The sequence below is a fragment of the Bacillus sp. sid0103 genome (assembly GCF_019219025.1).
In genome coordinates this window covers 128,236-148,977 of sequence record NZ_JAHUWN010000011.1, presented here as the reverse complement: position 1 = coordinate 148,977, position 20,742 = coordinate 128,236, and the positions used below count along the sequence as shown (strand labels likewise).

The following is a 20,742-nucleotide window of genomic DNA, read 5'->3' as shown; positions in this document are numbered from 1 at the left end:
TTTAACCCCCTTATTTTTTTGTTTTTATCATAAATGCGGCAAATCACTTGTTATATAAGTGACAAGCGACAAAATGACCGTTAAGATTGTGTTCCGCTGGTCTAGTATTTTTACAAATATCCATCACCTGTGAGCAGCGTGTATGGAAGGCACATCCTGAAGGAGGATTAGCTGGACTTGGAAGTTCTCCTTCAATTAAAATCGTCTCCCTCTTTATATCGGGATCTGGAATTGGTACAGCCGATAGCAGCGCTTTAGTATATGGATGCTTCGGATTTTCATATAGATCTTCACTTTCAGCTAACTCTATTAATCTTCCTAAATACATCACGCCAACACGATCACTAATATGTCGTACTACTCCTAAATCATGAGCAATAAATATGTAAGTAAGCTGGAATTCCTTTTGAATGTCCTTCATCAGGTTAAGAACCTGGGCCTGAATGGATACGTCGAGCGCTGAGACAGGCTCATCCGCAATAATTAATTTGGGCTTCGTCATTAACGCCTTTGCAATCCCAATCCGCTGACGCTGACCGCCGCTAAATTGGTGTGGATATCTTTTAGCATGGTAGCTGCTTAAGCCGACCACTTCAAGCATTTCTCTCACTTGCTTTTTGCGTTCCTCTTTCGTGCCAATTCCATGAACAATTAGCGGCTCTTCAAGAATCTGTTCGATCGAATGTCTCGGATTAAGCGATGCATAAGGATCCTGGAATACCATCTGAATATCTCGGCGCGTTTTTCTTAATTCCGATTTTGACATGCTGGTAATCTCTTTATCTTCAAAGACAATCTTTCCGTCGCTAGCTTCAATCAAACGCATAAGCAGCCGTCCAGTGGTCGATTTACCGCAACCGCTTTCACCAACAATCCCTAATGTCTCTCCTTTTCTAACGTAAAAAGAAACATCATCAACCGCTTTGACTTCGCCTTGTTTCCTTCCGAATAGGCCGCCAGTTATCGGAAAGTACTTTTTTAACCCATTTACTTCAAGAAGTAATTCTGACATGGTTGTCACACTCCTTCTTCAATGTATGTAGGAAACAGCGCACTTCATGTCCGTCTTTTTCCGTTTTAAATAAATCTGGTGTGTCTACCTGACATTGAGCGAATGCCTCTGCACATCTTGCAGCGAACCGACATCCCTTATTGATCGTGCCTGGAGTAGGGACTGAGCCTGGAATACTATACAGCCGTTCCTTTTTCCCTCTTAAATCAGGGACGGATTTTAACAAGCCCTTTGTATACGGATGCTGAGGATTTTTGAGAATTGTTCTAACATCACCTTGCTCAACAATTTGTCCCGCATACATGACAATGACACGTTCACAAATTTCTGCTACAACACCTAAATCATGGGTAATAAGAATAACTGTTGTATTTGTCTTCTTATTTAAATCCTTCATCAAAGCGAGGATCTGTGCTTGAATCGTTACGTCTAGCGCAGTCGTGGGCTCGTCCGCAATCAGCACCCGAGGATTGCAAGCCATTGCCATTGCAATCATAACCCGCTGCCTCATCCCCCCTGAAAGTTGGTGGGGATGCTCTTTTAAGATTCCTTCTGCCCTAGGAATTCCAACCAGTTTTAATAATTCAATACTGCGTTCCATTGCTTCTTTCTTTGAAAGGTCGGTATGTAATCGAATTGCCTCTATTAATTGATTGCCAATCGTAAACAGCGGATTTAATGATGTCATTGGCTCTTGAAAAATCATTGATATCTGATTTCCGCGGATTTTTCGCCACTCTTTTTCAGGTAGATTTTTCAGGTCTTTTCCTTCAAAAATGATTTCACCCTTTTCAATTTTTCCAGGCGGAGACGGTATCAGCCCCATGGCTGCTAATGAAGTGACACTTTTACCACTCCCCGATTCACCGACAATCCCTAAAATTTCACCATCCTTTAAATCAAAACTGATACCATCAACAGCTGGAACGAATTTTTTCCCTGATTGAAAAGACACCTTTAAGTCTTTTATTCGAAGAATAGGATCCTTTTCCACATTTACACCTACCTGCACTTTTGTTTTTTATGTATTTTGGTTTATCAGAAATATAACAATATAGTAAATTTTTAAATTATTATGACATATATAACTTTAGTGTTGCGAGACAAATTTGTCAACAACGTGAAAAAAGTTCAAAAAATGATAATTTAGGATAATAAAAAAACCTGTAAGACTATTGCAGTCTTACAGGGAATTCTTCGGAATTTTATTAATAATCGGTAAGTTTTGGCAGGTCATTTTTCTTATATTTTTTATATACTTTTTTTGCCCCTATATATCTTCTATTACTTTTATAAAAAATTATTTTTTCATACCAGTATAAATATGAATAGCATCCCTTAAAAATTCTGCCGTCCCTGGCTGTTCTTTATCATAATAGGAAGTAAATCGTTCATCATCTACATACATTTGTGCAAGACCTGCATGGGCTTCCTTATTGTATTCATTCCAATAGTAACATAACCATTGTTTATGGAGATCAGCGGCTTTTTGTGCCAGTTCTCCAGCTGGATCACCTGTTCGGAATGCTTCAGCTAACGTTTTGGTAACTTTTTCAGCTAATGCTGTAACCTCATCATATTGCTCTTGAGTCATATTTTGTAATTTAGCATTTGACTTATTTACAGTATCATCACCGTATTTTTCACGAATTTCTTTCCCATACTTTTTCTCGTTTTCATCTATCATTTTTTTCTTAAATCCCTCGAACTTTTCTTTATTCGACATTTTCATTCTCCCTTCAGTTACTGCAATTGTCTTTTCCACATTTGCAATTAACAATTCTAATTGTTCCTTTTTCTCAAGGAGTTTTTTACGATGTTCTTTTAGTGCAGCTGCACCATCAAAAGAAGGAGCCGTTACGATTTCTTTTATGTTCTCTAAACTGATTCCTAATTCCCTATAGAATAAGATTTGCTGTAAGCGATCCACTTCTTCTTGACCGTAGATTCGGTATCCTGATGAATTTATTCTTGCCGGCTTAAGAATTCCAATCTCATCATAATACCTAAGTGTTCTGGTGCTAACACCTGCTAAACTCCCAAGCTTATGCACGGTATATTCCATTCGTTCACCCCCTTGTAAACCTAACGATACACCTTTACGCAACGTCAATGTCAATAACCATATAGCCTATTTATTTAGAAAACGGTGCCTGACACCACAAATGGACAAATGTCCATTTGTGGTGTCAGGCACCGAACTAGTTGGCAAGTGAATCATTAATTCCTTTAAATTTATCGATATCTAGATAGATGGAAGGAAACATATTTCTCGTTGATTTTGTAGTTAATTACCCTAAAACCCTTCCAAAAATTATATTTCTATCATTATATTAGAGCGAAAAGTCTATTTACTCTGAAATTATTTATTATTTTAAAAAAACTTTCTTTTTTAATTTAATCTAACTAAAATTCAGTATTATCAATGTTTTTTACTATTTGCAACGTATTTCTCCAAAAAATGTTTTTGACAATTCAAAACATGAGAAAGTATTATAGAATAGTAAAAGGGAGGTAATAATATGTCAAATATGAATAGACAGAAAATTGTGGATAGTGTACCTCAAACGGGCTTTTTCGGACATCCTAAAGGTCTTTCCACTCTTTTCTTCACGGAATTCTGGGAGCGTTTCTCTTACTATGGCATGAGAGCCATCCTCGTTTTCTATATGTATTATGAAGTTTCTAAAGGTGGATTGGGCATTGATCAAAATCTCGCACTTTCAATCATGTCCATTTACGGATCACTTGTTTATATGTCTGGAATCATTGGCGGTTGGCTAGCTGACCGGATCTTCGGTTCTTCAAAAGCCGTGTTTTACGGTGGAATCTTAATTATGTTTGGACATATATCGTTGGCTGTTCCTGGCAGCGTTTCCATGTTCTTTGTTTCCATGGTATTGATTGTCCTAGGTACTGGATTGCTTAAACCAAATGTTTCTTCCGCAGTAGGTGAATTGTATAGCGAAAAGGACGAACGTCGTGATGCAGGTTTCACTATTTACTACATGAGTATTAACCTTGGGGCATTCTTATCCCCTCTAATCGTTGGCTCAGTAGGCAACTTCCACATAGGTTTTGGAATTGCTGCTGTAGGTATGTTTTTAGGATTAGTCGTGTTCAGTGTGACAAAGAAAAAAAATCTTGGTCTTGCTGGAACAATGGTTGCCAATCCAATGGCTCCTGCAGAAAAGAAAAAGGTCTTTACCATGATTGGACTAGCAGTAATTATTCTTGCTGTTATCTGTGCAGTATTAATTCCAAAAGGTCTGTTAACTTTTGCTAGCTTTATTAATATTGTCACTTTCCTTGGTATTTTAATCCCAACGATCTACTTCGTTGTCATGTATCGCAGTCCTAAAACAACTGCAGTAGAACGTTCAAGAATTATTGCTTATATTCCATTATTTATTGCAGCGGTTATGTTCTGGGCCATTCAAGAACAAGGCTCAACCATCCTTGCAAATTACGCAGATAAGCGCACTCAATTAAATTGGTTAGGAATTAAGATTTCTCCAGCTTGGTTCCAATCTTTAAACCCATTATTCATTATCATCTTTGCACCAGTATTTGCTTGGATTTGGGTTAAATTAGGAAAGCGTCAGCCATCGGTACCACAAAAGTTCTCATTATCATTATTATTTGCTGGTTTGTCATTCCTAGTTATTCTTATCCCGGCTTATCTTGGCGGTACAGATTCACTAGTAAGTCCAATGTGGCTTGTTCTTAGTTATTTAATTGTTGTATTTGGTGAATTATGCTTATCACCTGTTGGATTGTCTGCAACAACTAAATTAGCGCCTGCAGCCTTCTCCGCTCAAACAATGAGCTTATGGTTCCTAGCAAGTGCTGCTGCACAAGCATTAAATGCACAAGTAGTTAAATTCTACACCCCTGAAACTGAAATGACCTACTTTGGTGTCATCGGTGGAGCTTCCATCGTACTAGGTATTATCCTATTAATGTTATCACCGAAGATTCAAGGTTACATGAAAGGGATTAAATAAATTAGAAAAGCGTAAGCGTCCGTTTAGCGGCGTATGGACTAGAGCACTTTAACTTATCGCAGGGAAAAGGGCGAAGTACACTAGCCGCTGGGCCGCTTTCGCTAGACAGTTATCTAAGTTCAGAATCTTTCATTGCTTTTAAAATAAGGTGCCTTGTCTTCCCATCCGTTGATTGCGGATGATGAAGGCTGGGCACCTTTTTTATTTGTGATAAAATAAATAGTGATTGGAGGTATTCATATGGATGTAAAAGAAAAAGTGAAACAGCTTCCCTCTTCCCCCGGAGTGTATTTAATGAAGGACTTCAACGGACATATTATTTATGTAGGAAAGGCGAAAAATCTTAAGAATCGTGTGCGGTCCTACTTCCAAAATTCCAAAACGCATTCCCATAAGATCATGAAACTTAAATCCAGCCTCAAGGATTTTGACTATATTCTTACTGACACTGAATTTGAAGCCTTTATGCTCGAATGTAAATTAATCAAGGAAATAAAGCCTAATTTTAATCGAATGATGAAGAGCCCTCAATCCTATATCTACATCAGGATTCACATGGATGGAGGCTATCGAAGACTTGAAATTTGTCAGCACCCCGAGAATCCAGACAGTCTTTATTTTGGCCCATACAGAAGTAGACATACTATCGAAAAGGCGCTTCAAGGGATAAAAGACTTTTATAAGATAAATTGCAGTTCCCCTTCAAACAAGAATACTCCTTGTTTAAACTTTTCCTTAGGTTTGTGTCTTGGGATGTGTATGGGAGGGGTAGCACTCGCTCTGTATAATGAGAGGATGAACAAAATCATTGCATTGCTGAAAGGTGTGGATACGAGTCTGCTTCACGAATTGCAGCAAAAAATGTTAGAGACCTCTGAAAAATTCGATTTCGAAACAGCAGGAAAATATAAAGATACATTGGATGCCATCCACTCACTTCTTAATAAAGAAAAAGTAATTGAATTTACGGAAAGTAATAACAATATTGCTGTCATTGAACGCTTAACGGACTGTACCTTTAAACTATTTCTGATTAAAAAGAACAAAATACTATTCAGTGAAAAATACAGCTGGTCGGAGCATGAATCTATTCAAAATACAATCAAGACCAAAATAGTCACTACTTTTAAAACAAGTAAGGATCCAGTATTAACAAAAATCAGCCGAGATGAAATTGATAGCGCTCAGATTATCTATAGCTACTTAAAAGGAAGCAACTGCAGCTATATCCTCATTTCGGAACAAATGCTTGAAAGTAAACAGGCTGCACGTTTGGACGATGAAATTTCCCAGTTAATGCAAACCTATCCGATTAATTGATAGATTAAAAATCGCTCATTTATGTCATGTTCATAAACATATGGGAGAATAATTTCTTTTTTTAATTCAAAAGCGGTGTCATTTTCTAAATAATAGATATAATCGTCGGATGGATAATATAGGATGATTTCAACATCCCGCCTGTTCTTCTCTACCGAAATCAAGATATTATTAATGATTTTGATAAAAATTTGAATTGAAAAGGGGTTAAAAAAGTAAAATCGATTATCTAATGGCTTGACCTGATATGCTTCGGCAAGCGAACAATGAAAGTATATATGAGAACTGCTCTGTTGGGTTGTCTTTAGATAATTTTTACGATTAGTAAGGGCTTCATGATAAAAATCCTCATTCATTTCAATTCCTATAACCGTTGCCTGAAAATGATAATGGATAAAAAAGTTTAATCGCCCTTTACCACACCCATAGTCAACGATTTGATCATTATTGCTCAATTGATAGTGAATAAATAATTCTTCGAGGGCACTATAAGGGGTTGGTTCATAACGATGATAATGGAAGGACTTATGAAATCCCTTTTGGTCTCCTCCCGTTTTTATTCCCATCAATTTATCATAATAATATTCTTTCATTGATTACTCCATTTCGACGAATTCATCCCCCACTTTTAGGTGAGGGATTTCTTTTTATGCAACCTTAATGGCTTTACCAAAAGGAACCCGCGGCAAAATAGCACCAGGTACCAGCCAGATCATTTCATAACTTACTGAATCTATATCTTCAGAAATAAAACCGGTCACATCTGTAATATAAAACAATGTGTCAATATTCTCTTCTTTTGCCCACTCAAGAACCAAAGTATATGAAGATTTCCCATGTGTATGATATTTTATTGTATCACTTTTAACAGGAGACGTACTTCGAATTTTAAAATCAGCTTGTACTAATATGGTATCTGGTTTCACCTGTTCAAACAGTTTTACTATGTTATTAATTAAAATGCTGGGGGCTTCATTTGTGGAAGTGTCAACAGCTAAGGCAACTTTTTTATCTTGGCGCTGCTGAATCATTGAAAGTATCATTTTTTGCCATTTCAACACAACCAACTCCTTTGGAATTGAATAAGTGAACCATCTTATTTTGGTTTATTAAGAAGGAGGTTATGATTGGTTAATAGCGGAAATCGATACACTTTAGAAAAGCTGCTTCGTTAACCTAAAGCATTATTTGCCACTATCGATTAAAATGCGTTTCAACCAATAAAGGCTCATCATAGTTTGTTCTAGATGAGCCTATTTTTACTAATCCCTGTTTTCATTGAGTTCATCAATCAGCTGCTTAGTTCGTTTCGCATTACCTTCTGCAAAGTTTTCAAGACGTTCCTTAAGTTCACTGTCATCGTGAATTCGCTCTGCTGTAATAAGATATGTCCTCATTAAATTCTCTTCTGTTTCAATTGCATCCTCAAGAACGTCTTTAAGTAATTCCTTTTCTTCATTTTTACCATTAAACAAATTGAAACTCATCTTGAAAACCTCCTTTTCCCCTTTATCGTTCTCTTTTCCTTTTCTATATATCCAACTGGGAAATCAGTTCATCCAACTTGCCATAACTAATTAAATCGCGTAGGATTAAATCGTAGGCGATTTAATTTTTAATCATATACATCCATAAACTAAGGGGGAAGTTAAATTGACAACAATTTATGACTTTAACGTAAAAATGACGAATGGACAGGAGAAAACATTATTGGATTACGAGGGTAAGCCATTACTTATTGTGAATACTGCCAGTAAATGCGGTTTGACACCCCAATTTAAAGGACTTCAGGAATTATACGAAAAATACAATAAGCAAGGACTGGAGATTTTAGGCTTCCCTTGTGATCAATTCAACAATCAAGAATTCGCCAATATTGAAGAAACCACTCAGTTTTGCCAAATAAACTATGGGGTGAGCTTTCCAATATTTGCAAAAATCGATGTAAATGGCACTAATGCCGATCCTTTATTTACTTATTTAAAAAACCAAAAACCAGGAGCACTTACCAAAAATATCAAATGGAATTTCACAAAATTCCTAGTCGACCAAAAGGGTCAGGTGATCGAACGCTATGCACCTACAACTGAACCAAGCAGAATTGAGAAAGATATAAAAAGATTATTGTCATAATTATTTAAAGTAAGGTGATCATCTTGGAAGACTTTACGTTATTAAAAAATCAACTTTGCTTTGCCGTGTACGAAACAGCAAGTGAATTCAATAAGTTATATACTAGTGCGCTTCAACCATACGGCTTAACCTATCCCCAGTACTTGGTTCTACTAGCATTATGGGAAAAAGATGGTGTTACAGTTAAAGACTTAGGGGAAAAATTGAGCTTAGGTACTGGAACATTGACTCCAATGCTGACAAGAATGGAAGCAAACGAATGGCTAAGAAAAGAACGTTCAAAGGCTGATGAACGAAGAGTCTATATCCATTTAGAAACGAAAGCATTGGAAGAAAAACAGGCGATTACAAAAACGATTAGTAAAAAAATTCAATCCTGTCATATCGAACTCGAGGAATATGAACAGTTAATGGAGCGATTGAATCATTTGCATCGAAAGTTGAAAGAACGGGAAGAATATTCATAACTAATCCCACTAACAAATAACACAATACTGGAATCGCTGGCGGGATATTAGCACAAATCACAAACTAAATAACGATGAAACCGCAGTATAATCCATTAAAAGAATGGCCAATAGTTTTCTCCCAGCCATTCTTTTATGCTGTTTTATGGTATTCGGACAATATTAGGTGATTTTCTGATGACCCTGACCGAATAGGCTTCGGATTCGGACAGATCTATGCGATTTCTTACTGATCCAGTCCGAATAGACAACGCATTCGGACAGCTATTGACAATCTCCTGTTGACCCTGTCCGAATAGCCCTCGCATTCGGACAGCTCTTGGCAATTTTCTTGTTGACCCTGTCCGAATGGACCTCGCATTCGGACAGCTCTTGGCAATTTCTTGTTGACCCTGTCCGAACAGACCTCGCATTCGGACAGCTCTTGACAATTTCTTGTTGACCCTGTCCGAATAGACAACGCAATCGGACAGCTCTTGGCAATTTCCTGTTTACCCTGTCCGAATAGGCCTCGTATTCGGACAGCACAAAGTGATTACCAGCTGCCCCTGTCCGAATAGGCCGCGCATTCGGACAGCACAAAGAAATTTCCGGCTGATCCTGTCCGAATCCATCAATTATCTCAGTGTTGCTTTTTGTAATTAATTAATCGAAGATATTTTCCTAATGGTCGGTTGGTCTTTAATAGCATGGGCTGGATATTGATAGACTGATGGATTTCGGATACAGAGCTGCTCCCATGCGTGGACACATTCAGGATCAAAATGGGTTCCTTTGTTGTCTGTGATGAACTTCATGGCTTCAGCATGTCCCCATGCCTTACGGTAAGGACGTTCTGAAGTCAGAGCATCATATACGTCCACAACCGCCATTATTCTAGCGAAGTATGGGATGTTTTTCCCTTTTAATTTGTCCGGATACCCGCTTCCATCCCATTTTTCATGGTGTGAACGGATAATGCCTAACTCTTCCTTCATAAACCCAAGTCCTCTGCACATTTCATACCCATCGATAGGATGCCTTTCGATCAGCCTCCTTTCATCAGGCGAGAGTTTTCCTGGTTTATTAAGGACCGGATCTGGGACACTGATTTTCCCAACATCATGAACGAGTCCCCCTTGAACAATGGCACGTTGTTGTTCAGGGTTCAGATGGAGTTCTTCAGCAAGTTTTAGCGCATACATCGTTACCCTGAAGGTATGTCCAGCTGTATAAGCGTCTTTCTTGTTAGTTGCGGTTACCAGAGCTTTGACACTTGGGCCGATACTATTTGTTATTCGCTCAATAGGATCGTTCGTAAACAAGGACCGGATTGATTCTGATAATGTACCTTTAACCGCATACTGCTTAACTAATCCAATCATCATGACAATCATGGCGGCTAGTAATAAAAAATGATATATCCACCAACTAAAACTCCATAACACCCCTCTGACCATAATCAGCTGCGAGACCAATAACCAGCCTGAACTGTATACAATCGCAATCTGTAATGGAAATCGTGTAAACCTGTAGGATTGATAATAGCGATAAATTGTTACACCATTTAACAATAGGGTTAAACAGGTCAAAATGATATTTAAAGGCTTAGAATTTAGCGGAAGAAAATGAACAATATGATCGTTCATCATTAGCATTAGACAAACACCACTTAAGGCAACCGTCCATACGGGAACTAGGTACCACTGCACTCTTGTAAAAAATTCAACAATCGGGTTGTCAGAAGGAATGGATGATAAATATATCCAAAACGTCGCCAATATCATACTTAATTGGGCCGTAATCCCAGGCAAATCGCTGATGCCAAGGATGAAATGTGGAGTAGAAAGTCCATGGATTGAAAACATTATACCGATCGATAAAAATGATAAGGAGAGAAAACTAATTTTAATATTCCGGATTCTTCTACCAGCAACCCCTACCGCAATCGCGAAAATACTTGCCAGAATCGACACAAGGCTAACAATATAAAAGTGCCCTTTTGGCAATGTGATCATCCAATTCTTAAATAAACCTGAATGAAATGCTTCGAAAACAAAATAAGGGAATGCCACAGCCAGCAAAGGCCCTAGAAAGCTGTATTTTTTCATATTACTCCCCCAAAAGTACCAGTAAAATGGTTAATACATATATAACAATCTATATAGTATATTCTGAACTTGCTGGAATATTTGGCAATCTTAGAGTATAGGTAAATATTAACTTAAGTAAAAGAAATTCCTCGTAGCTATCCCTCTATTAATATCATTATTAATAAATGCCAGTAACAAAAACCTGATTGCCCCATTGCAATCAGGTTTTCCGGTCAAATATTTTAAATGGTTCGTCCAACTAGGAGATTACCATTTATATTCAATCATCATTGTAATCTTAAACAAGACCTGTTACCAAGTATACGCCAATGATAAAGAAAGCCGCGATGGTTTTAATAATGGTAACAGCGAAAATATCGCGATAGGATTGCTTATGCGTTAATCCTGTAATTGCTAGTAAGGTAATTACGGCTCCATTATGTGGCAGTGTATCCATACCACCTGATGCCATGGAAATAACCCGGTGCATAACTTCGAGTGGAATACCGAATTGAGTTGCTAGTTCAATATATTTATCTGCCATAATTCCAAGGGAAATGGCGATACCCGCTGAAGCAGATCCAGAGATAGCCGAAAGAACATTTGTTGTAACCGCTCCATTTAATAATGGATTCGTAAATAATTTAGCAATCCCATCTCTCGCAATTGTGAAACCAGGAAGGTTTGAAATAACTGCTCCAAAACCATATTCTGTTGCAGAGTTCATGATGGCTAATAATGCACCCGCAATACCAACACTCATGCCATCTTTAAAGTTCATCACAATCGGTTTCCGATTGTACAAGATTGTTGTAAGAATACCAAAAATAAGGGCAATTTCAACAGACCAAATACCGACAACTTGAGAAGTTTCAATGTTTGGAAAATTTAAGCCAATCTTAGAAAAGTCAAATCCGTTAGGATACCATTTTGGAATCAACGTGGTTAACACTTTATTTAATACACCAACAAGGACAACGGGAACAAATGCCAAGATTTTTCGACCAATACTTTCTGTTTGGTCCAAGTCCATTTCGATTTGTTTTTCTTTAATTGTACCGAAGCAGTCGTAACCCTCTCCTGCTTTTTCTGCTTTTTTGCGGCGTGAATTTAAATACAGCATTCCGAATATGAAGATAAAAATAGCTCCGATAATCCCAAGAGTTGGGGCTGCATAAAGGTTTGTTTTGAAAAAAGTTGTTGGGATAACATTTTGCACCTGAGGTGATCCAGGTAATGCATCCATTGTAAAGGTAAAGGATCCAAGAGCGATCGTACCAGGAATTAAACGTTTAGGAATATTAGACTGTCTGAATAAGTTAGCTGCAAATGGATAAACCGCAAAAGCAACAACCACTAAACTTATGCCGCTATACGTTAGAATGGCACATAATAAAACAATAACTAACATCGCACGTTTACGTCCAACTAACTGTATAAGGGTAGAAGCAATCGAACGAGCTAATCCTGACATTTCAACAACTTTACCAAAAATAGCTCCTAACAAGAAAATAGGAAAGTAAAGTTTAATATATTCAACCATTTTTCCCATAAACACATTAGAGAAAAACGGGAGAACCCAATCTGGGTTTGTTAATAATACGGCAAATAATGCACATAATGGTGCAAACATAATAACGGAAAATCCCCGGTATGCAATAAACATTAACATACCGAGTGCTAATAATATAATAACTAATTCCATAAAATTTCTCCTCTAATCCCTAGGATGTAAATTCCTGCTAAGATGAAAATAAGACGGCCTCACTCTTCTTAATAGGTTAAAACGCTTACACCAGCAGTAAAAATATAAGTCAAGCTTCAATATAAGACAGTTAAAGGAAGAGGGCACAAAATAGTCCCATCTTTCTTTAACTCTATCAATCTACTAGCGGTTGAATATTTTAGGCTAAAACTATTTTTGATTTGTTTTTAGCAATTTCTGCCGCAACTTCAACAATCATATCCTCTTGACCACCGACCACTTTACGCTTACCTAATTCTATTAAGATATCTCGTGAATCTACACCAAACTTTGTAGCAGCACGTTTTGCATGAAGCGCAAAGCTTGAGTAAACACCGGCATATCCCAATGTTAAGCTGTCTTTTGTGATTTCTTGTGGAACTTGTAAAAGAGGTGCCACAATATCTTCGGCTAAGTCCATCATTTTATATAACTCTATCCCAGTTTTAATTCCCATTCGCTCACAAACTGCGACAAGTACTTCTGTTTGTGTATTACCTGCACCAGCACCTAGGCAACGAACACTCCCATCGATTCGTGTTGCTCCTTCTTCAATGGCAGCAAGTGTATTGGCCATGGCAAGTGATAGATTGTTATGACCATGAAAACCAACATTAACACTGATAGATTGTTTAAGTGCTCGAATCCGTTCGCGAACTTGGTCAGGGAGTAAGTAACCTGCAGAGTCAACCACATATACCGTGTCGGCTCCATAGCTTTCCATTAGTTTTGCCTGTTCTACTAATTTATTAACAGGTGCCATATGGTTCATCATTAAGAATCCTACAGTTTCCATCCCTAATTCTTTAGCATAGGCAATGTGTTGTGGAGCGACATCGGCTTCCGTCACATGTGTTGCAATACGTGCCATTTTAGCACCTAAATTCGCTGCTTCCTTCAATTCATGTAAAGTACCGATACCAGGCAAGAGCAGCACAGCAATCTTTGATTTATCTGCAACTGAAACTGCTGCTTCAATTAATTCCATTTCATTTGTACGTGAAAGTCCATATTGTAAGGAGGATCCTGCTAAACCATCTCCATGAGAAACTTCAATAAAAGGAACATTTGCATCATTTAATGCTTTTGCGATTTTTAGTACTTGATCTACTGTATATTGATGATTGATGGCATGGCTTCCATCACGTAAGGCTACCTCCGTGATAAGAATATCTCGTTCATTTGTCATTTTTATATACCCCTTTCTACAGTTCAAACTGTTTCTTTCGTTAATAGTTTTTTAGCAAATGCTTCAGCAATTTTAACACCGGCGGATGTCATGATATCTAGGTTTCCAGCATATTTAGGAAGGTAATCACCAGCACCTTCCACTTCTAGGAAGATAGTTACTTTATTTCCTTCAAAAATAGGTTCCGTGCGGAGTCGATATCCTGGAACATAAGTTTGAACCACATTTATCATTTCCTCAATCGATTTCCTAATGGCTGGTTCGTCCATTTTTCCTTCTTCAACAAGTGTATAAACGGTATCACGCATCATAATTGGCGGTTCAGCAGGGTTTAAGATCATGATCGCTTTTCCTTTTTTTGCACCACCGACCTCAGCTATGGCCCTTGAAGTTGTTTCCGTAAATTCATCGATATTTGCACGTGTTCCAGGTCCTGCACTCAAACTCGCAATCGTAGCGACGATTTCTGCATATTCTACTGGAGCAACTCGGTTTACTGCATGGACCATTGGAATTGTCGCCTGACCACCACAGGTAATCAAATTGATATTATCATTATCTAAATGCTCATCAATATTAACGGCAGCGCATACATATGGGCCTACTGCAGCAGGAGTCATATCAATTACTTTTATTCCTGCTTCTTTTAACACCTTTGCATTATAAAGATGTGCTTTGGCTGAAGTTGCATCAAAAACGATGTCAGCTTTTAACGATGGGTCTGCAAGGAAACCATCGATTCCTGTATCAACCCCTGCATACCCTAATTCTCTTGCCCGGCGTAATCCATCTGATTGCGGGTCAATCCCAATTACAGCAGTTAATTCTAAAATTTCCGACCTACCAAGTTTGATCATTAAATCTGTACCAATGTTCCCTGAGCCAAGAACGGCAACTTTTACTTTTGACAAGATAATTCTCCTCCTAAAATTTATGGTTTTATTTATTTTCTCTCTAGTTTTCTATAAGGTGCTTTTACCTTTATAGCCTAAACCACTTGAAATCTCTGCTGCTGCTCTTTTAATTCCTGCTATTACCTGAGGAAGCCGATTTTCATCAAGCCTCATTTTAGGTGCAGCACAGCTTATTGAAGCGATTACATTTCCTTGATGATTAAAAATGGGGGCAGCTATACATTTCAGCCCTAGCTCAATTTCCTCATCGTCGACCGCATAGCCTAACTCTCGGATGGATTGTAGTTGTTCTTTGATCTCCTCAATATTTGTCATCGTGAATTTTGTGAACGATTCTAAATTGATTGAGGATAAGATTCTATTTGCCTCATTTTCATTTATGTGTGCAAGGATTGCCTTCCCTACTCCTGTACTATGAAAAGGCGCTCTTTTTCCAATATGAGAATAAATGGTAAGGGCACTATGTCCTTCTACCTTCTCAATGTAAACAAGTTCATCACGTTGTAACGAAACTAAGTGAACAGTTTCATTTAGTTCATCAACTAACTCTCTAATAATAGGTCTTGCAATTTTCCCAATATCGAGATGTTTTCCGAAAAAATTGCCAAGTTCAAAAAGCTTGATCCCAGGCATATATTTCAAATCCTCTTGATTTTGTTGAAGATACCCTCGATGTTCAAGGGTTTTGATAATACCGTGGGCTGTACTTTTTGATAAATTTAGATGCTCACTAATCTCCTTAATACTTAGTTCTGGTTTAGTAACCAAAAATAATTCAAGGATATCTGCAGCTCTTTCAACAGACTGAATTAAACGATCTGACACAACCATCCTCCTTACGTTCGACATTATCGAATGTCGTTCGTAAATATCATTGACAATCTAATAGTAACTCTGGTTCATTATTCTGTCAATAATTTAGGCGGTTTATCTATTTGTTTTTATTTAGCTTAGGAAATATTCAAAAAAAAGCCTGATTTCCTATAGAAATCAGACTCTTCTTAAATAATCTCAAATTGTTTAAACCCCGTTGTATCGGGGATAAAATCTAATGTTTTATCATTAAAATAATGGCACTCACCATTGTCAATGATGAAATGCAGATTGTTCATTTTAATTTGATAATCATTAGGATGAATAGAATCTTCGAATCTCAATCTCACTTTCATAAAGCAACTTTTACGCATTTGCAGCCGAATAAACTGTTTTGAGTTTTCAGATTTCACCCTATTTTGTAGTTCTGTTTTTGCATTTTCAGATAACGTAAACACGAACTCATCCCCATTTGTTTATTAAGTCATGCCTACTCCCTATTATTTAGGAAAAAAATTCCTCTAACCCTCATACGCTTGCTTTAATGTTTGAATATCTATTTTTTTCATTTGAAGGATCGCTTTCATCACTCGATTTGATTTCTCTGCATCAGGTGAATTAATCATCTCGGTTAATTCAGCAGGAATGACTTGCCACGATACACCAAATCTATCTTTCATCCAGCCGCAAACTTGAGCCTTTTCGTCTCCACCTTCGGATAGTTTCTCCCAAAAATAGTCCAATTCTTCCTGAGATTCGCAATTGACGATAAAAGAGATTGCCTCTGTAAATTTGAATTGTGGACCACCATTTAAGGCAACGAATTTCTGTCCTTCTAGTTGAAATTCCACGGTCATCACGGTTCCTTCTGATATCCCTTCAATTACATGCCGTTCTTTTCCATAGCGAGTGATTCTTCCAATCTTGGAGTTTTTAAAAATAGAAGTGTAAAACTTTGCAGCTTCCTCCGCTTGTGTATCGAACCACAAGTTCGTTGTGATTTTTTGGAGTTTATTATCCATGTTATTCATCTTACTTTCCTAAAAGGATGCTTATTGATAGTAATAGTTTGGCAAATAAAGATGAACAAAGATAATGCTACCCTTATGATTAGGTTAGCACGATCTTGTCCATCTTGTAATCAATACTCAATACGTTCTTATGTACCGCAATAGGTACGGTAAGGCAAGGTTGATTGCTCAGGAAGTGTACAGTATTCAGTCTGTTCAGGAGAATGGGCATATGGGTTTGAAAGTACATCAAGCAGCCGCTCCATTACGCTGTAGTCTTCATGATTCACGGCAGCATCTAAGGCCGCCTCCACCCGGTGATTACGAGGAATGACCGCTGGATTGCTGCTCTGCATCAACTGCTGTGAACTGGCTTTTGATTCCGTTTGTCTGCCTAACCGAGTTTGCCACTGCTCATACCACGCCTTAAATTCCGTGGCGGCCATTAAGACTGTATCATCTGTTTTTTCAAATGTTAAGGCACGGAAGGTATTGGTATAGTCCGCCTGATACTTCTGCATCATATTAAGAAGATCTTCTACAAGCAATTCATCTTGCTTCTCTTCGTTAAATAACCCCAGTTTGGCTCTCATTCCCGCGAGCCAATTGCTTTGATACAACCCCATATATTGTGAAATCTCATCCTGTGCCAGTTTGACAGCCTGTTCCTGATTATCATCCAATAGCGGCAAAAGGGTTTCAGCAAAACGCGCCAGATTCCATCCAGCAATATAAGGCTGATTGCAATAAGCATAGCGTCCTTCCCTATCGATAGAACTGAATACTGTTGCTGGGTCATAGGTATCCATAAAGGCACACGGACCATAATCGATCGTTTCCCCACTAATCGTCATGTTATCGGTATTCATAACACCATGGATAAAGCCTACTAGTTGCCATTTGGCAACTAGTGCTGCCTGACGTTTAATCACTTCCTGAAGCAGCGCAAGATAGCGATTCTCATCCTTATCAACGTCTGGATAATGACGCTTGAGTGTATAATCAGCCAGAGCCCTAAGTTCTTCAATCGTGCCCCATTTAGCAACATATTGAAAGGTACCAACGCGCAGATGACTGGCAGCCACACGGGTCAAAATCGCTCCAGGAAGAGCAGTTTCGCGGAGAACAACCTCTCCAGTTGTCACAACTGCTAAACTACGGGTGGTAGGGATCCCCAGTGCATGCATGGCTTCGCTGATGATGTATTCGCGCAGCATCGGTCCAAGCGCCGCGCGGCCATCACCTCCGCGGGAGTACGGCGTTCTACCTGGACCCTTGAGTTGAATATCAAATCGTTCCCCTTTTGGAGTGATTTGTTCTCCAAACAAAATGGCCCGGCCATCTCCTAATTTCGTGAAATGTCCAAATTGATGCCCAGCATAAGCTTGGGCTAGAGGAATTGCCCCATCAGGGATCTGATTGCCAGCAAACACACTCGCTCCATATTCACCGTCGAGCTCCTGGTCATTCAAACCTAACGAGGCTGCCAGCGGATTATTAAGAATAATCAACTTAGGTGAGCGGACGGGGGTTGGGTCAGTTCTGGTAAAAAATGAGTCAGACAGACGGGCATAACTGTTATCAAATTTCCATCCTATTTCTTTTCTTTCTGTTGCCATCGTATCCTCCTTTTCTTTTTTCTCAGTTTTTCATTTATTGTCATTAAGATACCCTATATTTTAATGCTAATCCTTTTAAGAAATTCCTCGCAAATTTATCCCCGCACTCTTTATAATTTTTATGTCCTTCTTTCCTTAATAAAGCACCAAGTTCTCCTTTTGTAACCTTTATTCCTGCTATTTCGAATATCTCCAGCATATCCTCAGTCGTTAATGACAGCGCTATTTTTACTTTCTTCAACAAGAGATTATTAACATTGACACTTTTCTTTAATGCCAGTTCCGGTGTATCCGACTGTCCTGGTTTGGGCTCTTGTTTCCCTCTTTTAAAAATAATTAGGCCATTTAAAAATGAATCGAACATACTGTTATTACATTTTAGTTGATCGTCTGCATCATCATCATCATCATCTGATTTTGTTAGAATCTTTATCACCTCAGGGACCGTTACTTCGACGCCTCCTAGGTTAAATATTTCTGCCATTTCTTTATTCTTTATTTCTAGTGCATATCTCAATCGAATTAATATATCATTATTATCCATCCATAAATCTCCTTTAAATTGATGCTCCATTTTATACTGTCATTTTCCAACTAGATAAAGCTAACCAGTTCTCTCTCTCCTCATAATCGGGTAGGATTTTACCAACAAGGCGCCAAAAGGAACGATCGTGATTCAGATGGACCATGTGGCACATTTCGTGAACGACTACATAGTCGATCACCCTCTGTGGTGCCATCGCCAGCTTCCAATTGAAGGTTAACTGCTGCCTTGAATCACAAGTTCCCCAGTTGCTGTTATTATCTGAAATACGAATAGACCGTGGTTTAATTTTAAACTGTTTTTGATAGGAACGAATACTCCTCTCTACTAACGCTTTACATTGCTGATAATAAAACCGTTTTAATGCTTGCATTATTTTTTCATTCTCAAGTTGTTTCACATATATATTTAACTTATCCGCTTCAAAGACTACATAGTCTTGCTTGATAGTTATATCTTGTAAAACCTGAATGGGATATTCGGTTCCTAAATAAAGAAAGATCTCACCATGATCATAGACCTTCACCTTTTTCCCAAGAAATCTATCCTTCATTTCATTGGATTTTTGCTGGACCCAATCCCATTTTTCCTCCATTAATAGAAGAACATGTTCATCGGATGTCCCTTTTGGTGCTTGGACTTCCACATTACCATAGACATCTATAGTAATGCCCATCGATGTACGCTTTTTATAAACGATCTCAAAACTAATAGTTTGACCTAAATAATTATGTATCATCTAATCACCTTTATATACATTGGATAAATTATAACGCAATAAAATTTGATTTGGTCCGCCAAAAGAAATTCCTTGTATTATGAAGGAAGTTTTAATTGTACATCAGAACAATCTGATTTGCTAAGTAACTTGGACTATAAAGTGTCCCTTCTTGTAACCACCATGATACGATGCCAAGTGTCGATGAAGCAATGATCTCATTGGGCACCTGAAATGACCGACCCCTCGCGTTTCTATCATCAGCCCAAAAAGTAACGATATCTAATAATATACTAAATACTCTTATGCGAAAATCCTTGTTCTCGAGCATCACATTGTAGAGCCCAGCATTTTGATAAAAATGCTCTAGAAATGAGACAAGACGACTCTTAGGTGCTATGTTTCCTTTAATAATGGACTGATTATCCATCTCGGAGGTAGATTTCATCGTCCTTGTCAACTCTTCAAGAATTTCCTTGGTCATTTGCTCCATTAGATCATCAATATCCTGATAATGTAAGTAGAAAGTCGCACGGTTTAATTCAGCTCGATCAGCAATTGTTTGAACTGTCAATTTGCTTTTATCGTCGGTTTCCTGAATCAATGATATGAGTGCATCTTTAAACATTCTCTTTGTACGTTTAATTCGAGGATCCACCTTTATCTTCTTGGTGTTAGACATCATATCCACCCTTCGTCTATCATTTAATATTTTTTCGACACATATTCAATAAATCGTCTAGTAGTCAACATTTATCGTAAAAATGCAAATGAATATTTTCACTATTATCATGGTAGGCTTTACTTTATTGACACACTATCAATTAAACAACTTATTGTCAATTATATATACCATTATAAAAGGAACGTGTAATAGACTATGGAATAATCTAATCAACAAGTAAAAAAAGAACTACAAAAAAAAATAACCCTTCGTACCAATTGGAACGAAGATTACTAACATGCTAGCCTGTAATTTAATAAAAGAACAGATATGTCAAGAAAGAAGAAAAGTGATGTTTCTCTGTTCCTAAGTGTAAACAAGAGCCCCCACTGCTACTTAACCATGCACGTCTCCCCTTTTTCATCAAACGCGTGCTTAAAGTCAAACGCATAAGGTGTGGGTCCATGCTGAATATAATAGTTGTATCTCTTGAAAGCCTCATCCCATGATACATCC

Annotated in this window: 22 protein-coding genes; 4 read left to right on the top strand and 18 right to left on the bottom strand. The window is 37.9% G+C overall.

Features of this window, described 5'->3' with window-relative positions; genetic code table 11:
* Positions 1-43: 43 nt before the first annotated feature.
* From KW850_RS14145 to KW850_RS14135, 3 genes are all read right to left on the bottom strand, one after another.
* On the bottom strand, positions 44-1,012 hold the full coding sequence (locus KW850_RS14145) for an ABC transporter ATP-binding protein (protein ID WP_218348219.1): 969 nt from the start codon (positions 1,010-1,012) through the stop codon (positions 44-46).
* Entirely contained in the window at positions 993-2,006 is a 1,014-nt protein-coding gene (locus KW850_RS14140) for an ABC transporter ATP-binding protein (protein WP_218348218.1), read from the bottom strand. The genes KW850_RS14145 and KW850_RS14140 overlap by 20 nt, the downstream gene beginning before the upstream one ends.
* Before the next feature lie 306 nt (positions 2,007-2,312).
* Positions 2,313-3,077, bottom strand: a complete 765-nt coding sequence (locus tag KW850_RS14135; protein ID WP_218348217.1) for a MerR family transcriptional regulator — start codon at positions 3,075-3,077, stop codon at positions 2,313-2,315.
* A gap of 457 nt (positions 3,078-3,534) precedes the next feature.
* Between KW850_RS14135 and KW850_RS14130 the strand changes: the two genes are divergently transcribed.
* On the top strand, positions 3,535-5,019 hold the full coding sequence (locus tag KW850_RS14130) for a peptide MFS transporter (protein WP_218348216.1): 1,485 nt from the start codon (positions 3,535-3,537) through the stop codon (positions 5,017-5,019).
* A 240-nt stretch (positions 5,020-5,259) separates the two neighbouring features.
* Positions 5,260-6,339 (top strand): GIY-YIG nuclease family protein, encoded by a 1,080-nt coding sequence (locus KW850_RS14125; RefSeq protein ID WP_218348215.1) that lies wholly within the window; start codon positions 5,260-5,262, stop codon positions 6,337-6,339.
* Here the strand turns inward: KW850_RS14125 and KW850_RS14120 are convergent.
* The 3 genes from KW850_RS14120 to KW850_RS14110 all read right to left on the bottom strand — a co-directional run bounded on the left by KW850_RS14120 (position 6,324) and on the right by KW850_RS14110 (position 7,826).
* Positions 6,324-6,932: a methyltransferase gene (locus KW850_RS14120; protein WP_218348214.1), complete on the bottom strand. Its 609-nt coding sequence runs from the start codon at positions 6,930-6,932 to the stop codon at positions 6,324-6,326. The two genes, KW850_RS14125 and KW850_RS14120, sit on opposite strands and share 16 nt — an antisense overlap.
* 54 nt (positions 6,933-6,986) lie before the next feature.
* Positions 6,987-7,397: a VWA-like domain-containing protein gene (locus tag KW850_RS14115; RefSeq protein WP_218348213.1), complete on the bottom strand. Its 411-nt coding sequence runs from the start codon at positions 7,395-7,397 to the stop codon at positions 6,987-6,989.
* Positions 7,398-7,601: 204 nt separating this feature from the next.
* Complete coding sequence (locus tag KW850_RS14110) at positions 7,602-7,826, bottom strand: hypothetical protein (protein WP_218348212.1); 225 nt, start codon at positions 7,824-7,826, stop codon at positions 7,602-7,604.
* Positions 7,827-7,992: 166 nt separating this feature from the next.
* Between KW850_RS14110 and KW850_RS14105 the strand changes: the two genes are divergently transcribed.
* Positions 7,993-8,472 carry a glutathione peroxidase gene (locus KW850_RS14105; protein ID WP_218348211.1) on the top strand — a complete coding sequence of 160 codons (480 nt, stop codon included), beginning with the start codon at positions 7,993-7,995 and terminating at the stop codon, positions 8,470-8,472.
* Between the two features lie 23 nt (positions 8,473-8,495).
* Positions 8,496-8,939 carry a MarR family winged helix-turn-helix transcriptional regulator gene (locus KW850_RS14100; protein WP_218348210.1) on the top strand — a complete coding sequence of 148 codons (444 nt, stop codon included), beginning with the start codon at positions 8,496-8,498 and terminating at the stop codon, positions 8,937-8,939.
* A gap of 143 nt (positions 8,940-9,082) precedes the next feature.
* Here KW850_RS14100 and KW850_RS14095 read toward each other — a convergent pair whose 3' ends face one another.
* From KW850_RS14095 to KW850_RS14040, 12 genes are all read right to left on the bottom strand, one after another.
* Positions 9,083-9,352, bottom strand: coding sequence for a hypothetical protein (locus tag KW850_RS14095; protein ID WP_218348209.1), 270 nt, complete (start codon positions 9,350-9,352; stop codon positions 9,083-9,085).
* 228 nt (positions 9,353-9,580) lie between these two features.
* On the bottom strand, positions 9,581-11,029 hold the full coding sequence (locus tag KW850_RS14090; RefSeq protein ID WP_218348208.1) for an HD domain-containing phosphohydrolase: 1,449 nt from the start codon (positions 11,027-11,029) through the stop codon (positions 9,581-9,583).
* Positions 11,030-11,309: 280 nt separating this feature from the next.
* Positions 11,310-12,716 carry a GntP family permease gene (locus tag KW850_RS14085; protein WP_218348207.1) on the bottom strand — a complete coding sequence of 469 codons (1,407 nt, stop codon included), beginning with the start codon at positions 12,714-12,716 and terminating at the stop codon, positions 11,310-11,312.
* Positions 12,717-12,915: 199 nt separating this feature from the next.
* Positions 12,916-13,944: a 4-hydroxy-2-oxovalerate aldolase gene (dmpG, locus tag KW850_RS14080; protein ID WP_218348206.1), complete on the bottom strand. Its 1,029-nt coding sequence runs from the start codon at positions 13,942-13,944 to the stop codon at positions 12,916-12,918.
* Positions 13,945-13,967: 23 nt separating this feature from the next.
* Positions 13,968-14,855 carry an acetaldehyde dehydrogenase (acetylating) gene (locus KW850_RS14075; RefSeq protein ID WP_218348205.1) on the bottom strand — a complete coding sequence of 296 codons (888 nt, stop codon included), beginning with the start codon at positions 14,853-14,855 and terminating at the stop codon, positions 13,968-13,970.
* A 51-nt stretch (positions 14,856-14,906) separates the two neighbouring features.
* Entirely contained in the window at positions 14,907-15,683 is a 777-nt protein-coding gene (locus tag KW850_RS14070) for an IclR family transcriptional regulator (protein WP_218348204.1), read from the bottom strand.
* A 176-nt stretch (positions 15,684-15,859) separates the two neighbouring features.
* Complete coding sequence (locus KW850_RS14065; RefSeq protein ID WP_218348203.1) at positions 15,860-16,129, bottom strand: iron-sulfur cluster biosynthesis family protein; 270 nt, start codon at positions 16,127-16,129, stop codon at positions 15,860-15,862.
* A 63-nt stretch (positions 16,130-16,192) separates the two neighbouring features.
* Positions 16,193-16,693 (bottom strand): VOC family protein, encoded by a 501-nt coding sequence (locus KW850_RS14060; RefSeq protein WP_218348268.1) that lies wholly within the window; start codon positions 16,691-16,693, stop codon positions 16,193-16,195.
* Positions 16,694-16,830: 137 nt separating this feature from the next.
* Entirely contained in the window at positions 16,831-18,300 is a 1,470-nt protein-coding gene (locus KW850_RS14055) for a protein adenylyltransferase SelO (RefSeq protein ID WP_218348202.1), read from the bottom strand.
* 43 nt (positions 18,301-18,343) lie between these two features.
* Complete coding sequence (locus tag KW850_RS14050) at positions 18,344-18,844, bottom strand: YehS family protein (protein ID WP_218348201.1); 501 nt, start codon at positions 18,842-18,844, stop codon at positions 18,344-18,346.
* 31 nt (positions 18,845-18,875) lie between these two features.
* Positions 18,876-19,583: a M48 family metallopeptidase gene (locus KW850_RS14045; protein ID WP_218348200.1), complete on the bottom strand. Its 708-nt coding sequence runs from the start codon at positions 19,581-19,583 to the stop codon at positions 18,876-18,878.
* 91 nt (positions 19,584-19,674) lie between these two features.
* Positions 19,675-20,244 carry a TetR/AcrR family transcriptional regulator gene (locus KW850_RS14040; RefSeq protein WP_218348199.1) on the bottom strand — a complete coding sequence of 190 codons (570 nt, stop codon included), beginning with the start codon at positions 20,242-20,244 and terminating at the stop codon, positions 19,675-19,677.
* Positions 20,245-20,742: the final 498 nt, after the last annotated feature.

What these genes read in the sequence shown, in the direction of transcription:
- KW850_RS14085 (WP_218348207.1), bottom strand. Translation starts at nt 12,716, where the DNA reads ATGGAATTAGTTATTATATTATTAGCACTCGGTATGTTAATGTTTATT.
- KW850_RS14055 (WP_218348202.1), bottom strand. Translation starts at nt 18,300, where the DNA reads ATGGCAACAGAAAGAAAAGAAATAGGATGGAAATTTGATAACAGTTAT.
- KW850_RS14110 (WP_218348212.1), bottom strand. Translation starts at nt 7,826, where the DNA reads ATGAGTTTCAATTTGTTTAATGGTAAAAATGAAGAAAAGGAATTACTT.
- KW850_RS14090 (WP_218348208.1), bottom strand. Translation starts at nt 11,029, where the DNA reads ATGAAAAAATACAGCTTTCTAGGGCCTTTGCTGGCTGTGGCATTCCCT.
- KW850_RS14060 (WP_218348268.1), bottom strand. Translation starts at nt 16,693, where the DNA reads ATGGATAATAAACTCCAAAAAATCACAACGAACTTGTGGTTCGATACA.
- dmpG (WP_218348206.1), bottom strand. Translation starts at nt 13,944, where the DNA reads ATGACAAATGAACGAGATATTCTTATCACGGAGGTAGCCTTACGTGAT.
- KW850_RS14120 (WP_218348214.1), bottom strand. Translation starts at nt 6,932, where the DNA reads ATGAAAGAATATTATTATGATAAATTGATGGGAATAAAAACGGGAGGA.
- KW850_RS14145 (WP_218348219.1), bottom strand. Translation starts at nt 1,012, where the DNA reads ATGTCAGAATTACTTCTTGAAGTAAATGGGTTAAAAAAGTACTTTCCG.
- KW850_RS14130 (WP_218348216.1), top strand. Translation starts at nt 3,535, where the DNA reads ATGTCAAATATGAATAGACAGAAAATTGTGGATAGTGTACCTCAAACG.
- KW850_RS14045 (WP_218348200.1), bottom strand. Translation starts at nt 19,583, where the DNA reads ATGATACATAATTATTTAGGTCAAACTATTAGTTTTGAGATCGTTTAT.
- KW850_RS14050 (WP_218348201.1), bottom strand. Translation starts at nt 18,844, where the DNA reads ATGGATAATAATGATATATTAATTCGATTGAGATATGCACTAGAAATA.
- KW850_RS14135 (WP_218348217.1), bottom strand. Translation starts at nt 3,077, where the DNA reads ATGGAATATACCGTGCATAAGCTTGGGAGTTTAGCAGGTGTTAGCACC.
- KW850_RS14040 (WP_218348199.1), bottom strand. Translation starts at nt 20,244, where the DNA reads ATGTCTAACACCAAGAAGATAAAGGTGGATCCTCGAATTAAACGTACA.
- KW850_RS14125 (WP_218348215.1), top strand. Translation starts at nt 5,260, where the DNA reads ATGGATGTAAAAGAAAAAGTGAAACAGCTTCCCTCTTCCCCCGGAGTG.
- KW850_RS14095 (WP_218348209.1), bottom strand. Translation starts at nt 9,352, where the DNA reads ATGCGAGGTCTGTTCGGACAGGGTCAACAAGAAATTGCCAAGAGCTGT.